Raw genomic sequence first — 1,669 nt, 5'->3', positions numbered from 1 at the left:
GGCACAACCTTGAACAGGTCGCCGACCAGACCGACATCCGCCACCTGGAAGATCGGCGCATCCTCATCCTTGTTGATGGCGATGATGGTCTTGGAATCCTTCATCCCCGCCAGATGCTGGATCGCCCCGGAAATGCCGACGGCGATATAGACTTCCGGCGCGACGATCTTGCCGGTCTGCCCCACCTGATAGTCGTTGGGCACATAGCCCGCATCGACAGCAGCGCGCGAAGCACCCACCGCCGCGCCCAGCTTGTCCGCCAGCGGGAAGATGGTCGCCTCGAACGTCTCGCTGTCCTTCAGCGCGCGGCCACCCGACACGATCACCTTCGCCGAAGTCAGCTCCGGCCGCTCCAGCTTCGCGATCTCCGCGCCGACAAAGGACGACAGCCCCTTGTCCCCGGTCGAAGCCACGGCTTCCACCACGCCGTTGCCGCCTTCCTTGGCCGCCTTCTCGAAAGCAGTGCCGCGGACGGTGATGACCTTCTTCGCATCCTTCGACTTGACGGTTGCAATCGCGTTGCCGGCATAGATCGGACGAGTGAAGCTGTCTTCGCTCTCGACCGACAGAATGTCGCTGATCTGCATCACGTCGAGCAGAGCCGCCACGCGCGGCGCGATATTCTTGCCGTTGCTGGTGGCAGGCGCGACGAACGCGTCATGACTGCCCATCAATTCGACGACCAGCGGCGCGACATTCTCGGCCAGCGCATGCCCGAAGGCTGCGTCGTCCGCGACATGGACCTTGCCCACGCCGGCGATCTTCGCTGCTTCGGCGGCAACGCCCCCGACGCCCTGGCCCGCGACCAGCAGATGCACTTCACCCAGCTTCGATGCAGCGGTGACGGCGGAAAGCGTCGCGTCCTTGACTGCGCCGCCCTCATGTTCAACCCAAACGAGCGTCTTTGTCATGCTGCAACTCCCAGAGCCTTGAGCTTCGCGACCAGTTCATCGACATCGGCCACCTTCACGCCAGCCGAACGCTTGGCCGGTTCGACCACCTTGATCGTCTCCAGGCGCGGCGAGATATCCACGCCATAGTCTGCGGGCGTCTTGGTCGCGAGCGGCTTCGACTTCGCCTTCATGATGTTGGGCAGCGAAGCATAGCGCGGTTCATTGAGGCGCAGGTCAGTCGTGATGATCGCCGGCGTGTTGAGCTTCACCGTCTCCAGCCCGCCGTCGACTTCGCGCGTGACGCTGACCTTGTCGCCCTCGACCTCGACCTTGCTGGCGAAGGTGCCCTGCGCCAGGCCCAGCAGCGCGGCCAGCATCTGGCCCGTCTGGTTGCTGTCGTCGTCGATCGCCTGCTTGCCCAGGATGATCAGGCCAGCGCCTTCCTCTTCCTGCACCTTGGCGAGCAGCTTGGCCACGCCCAGCGGCTCGACATCAGAGCCGATATCATCTGGGGTCTGGATCAGGATCGCCCGATCGGCGCCCATGGCGAGCGCGGTGCGCAGCGTTTCCTGCGCCTTGGCAACGCCGATCGACACAGCCACGACCTCGGTCGCCACGCCCTTTTCCTTCAGGCGAATGGCTTCCTCAACCGCAATCTCGTCGAAAGGGTTCATCGACATCTTGACGTTCGCCAGATCGACGCCCGTCCCATCCGCCTTCACGCGCGGCTTCACATTATAGTCAATCACCCGCTTCACGGGCACAAGGATCTTCAT

Annotated in this window: 2 protein-coding genes; both read right to left on the bottom strand. The window is 63.6% G+C overall.

All coding sequences use genetic code 11. From position 1 onward, the window contains the following. Positions 1 to 911 (bottom strand): electron transfer flavoprotein subunit alpha/FixB family protein (locus MRBLSP13_RS17330; RefSeq protein WP_363755762.1); only part of this gene is annotated, 911 nt, incomplete at its 3' end. Then, positions 908 to 1,669, bottom strand: coding sequence for an electron transfer flavoprotein subunit beta/FixA family protein (locus tag MRBLSP13_RS17325; protein WP_363736964.1), 762 nt, complete (start codon positions 1,667 to 1,669; stop codon positions 908 to 910). The genes MRBLSP13_RS17330 and MRBLSP13_RS17325, both read right to left, overlap by 4 nt.

The sequence above is a fragment of the Sphingobium sp. LSP13-1-1.1 genome, from assembly GCF_040676415.1.
Classification (GTDB): domain Bacteria; phylum Pseudomonadota; class Alphaproteobacteria; order Sphingomonadales; family Sphingomonadaceae; genus Sphingobium.
The sequence above is the reverse complement of the archived record's forward strand: the minus strand, read 5'-3'. Positions and strand labels throughout refer to the sequence as shown.